General features: G+C 56.2%; 2 protein-coding genes. Both read left to right on the top strand.

The annotated features are described in order from the left end of the window. The coding region (locus AB1500_13175; GenBank protein MEW6184098.1) for a DnaJ C-terminal domain-containing protein at positions 1–401 on the top strand (401 nt) is incomplete at its 5' end. Positions 402–433: 32 nt separating this feature from the next. After that, the coding region (prmA, locus tag AB1500_13170) for a 50S ribosomal protein L11 methyltransferase (protein MEW6184097.1) at positions 434–1,257 on the top strand (824 nt) is incomplete at its 3' end.

Genomic DNA, 1,257 nt, shown 5'->3' with positions numbered 1-1,257 from the left:
GCGGGCCTGCCGGAGACCTTTATGTTTACCTCAAGGTGAGGCGTGATCCGGTTTTCCAACGGGACGGGCAGAACGTGATATGCGAAGTGCCGGTTTCTTTTACGCAGGCGGCACTCGGGGCGGAGATAGAGGTTCCGACGTTGGACGGCACGACGCATATAAAAGTCGCGGAAGGAACACAATCGGGAACGGTTTTGCGTCTCAGGGGGAAAGGTGTGCCCGGCACAGGCGGATACGGGCGGGGCGATCAACTTATCAAGGTGAAGGTCGTAACGCCCACCCGGCTGAACGAAAAGCAGAAGGAACTCCTGCGCGAACTGGCGAAGCTTTCCGTCGAAGAGTCGCCGAGAACGGAAAAAGATAAGGGGTTTTTTGAGAAGGTTCGCGACGCTTTCGTGTAAACGACGCTGTACAATATTGAGGGAGTATCGCCGTGAAATGGCTTGAAATAAGGGTGACTGTAAAATCCGAAGATGCCGACGCAGTCACTCTGGTCATATACGAATTAACCGGTCGCGGGGTGGCCTTGGAATCCGGATATGTCAACGGGGATGGCCGCCCTGTATTATTTCAGGCGGTTACACTGAAAGGTTACCTTCCATTCGAAGCTTCCAAGAAGTTGGAAAAACTCAGAACCGCCCTTTTGCCGTATGCGATCGGGCCGGTCGGCGTCCTTGAACTTCCGGAAACCGACTGGCTCAGGGCCTGGCGCGAGCACTACAAGACCTTCAGGGTCGGGAAAACACTTGTAGTCAGACCGCCATGGGAGGAATACACCCCGCTGCCCGGGGATTTGGTGATAACCATCGATCCCGGCCTTGCCTTCGGGTGCGGCACGCATCCCACCACCAGGTTGTGCCTTGAACTTATGGAAGGGGCGGTAAAACCCGGCTCGGTGGTTTACGACGTGGGCACGGGATCGGGCATACTGGCGGTTGCAGCAGCACGCCTCGGGGGCGCGAAAGTGGTAGCTGTAGACAACGACGAAATAGCGATCCGTGTCGCAAGGGAAAACGTGAGACATAACGGCCTGGAAAACGTAGTTCGTGTCACGGAAGGAGATTTGCTCAAGGGCTTGACGGAACCGGCGGACGTGATCGTAGCCAACATCATCACCGGTGTTATCATTCATTTAGCGCCTGAGGCCGCCCTGCGCCTCCGTCCCGGGGGAACCTTCATCGCCGGGGGGATTGCCGCTGCCAGGGCGGACAAGGTGGAGGAAGAATTAGAGAAGTACTTTTCTATACGAAAAATAGC

The sequence above is a fragment of the Bacillota bacterium genome, assembly GCA_040755295.1.
Taxonomy (GTDB): Bacteria; Bacillota; Desulfotomaculia; order Desulfotomaculales; family Ammonificaceae; genus SURF-55.
Note: the sequence above shows the minus strand (reverse complement) of the source record. Positions and strands in the feature narration are given on the sequence as shown.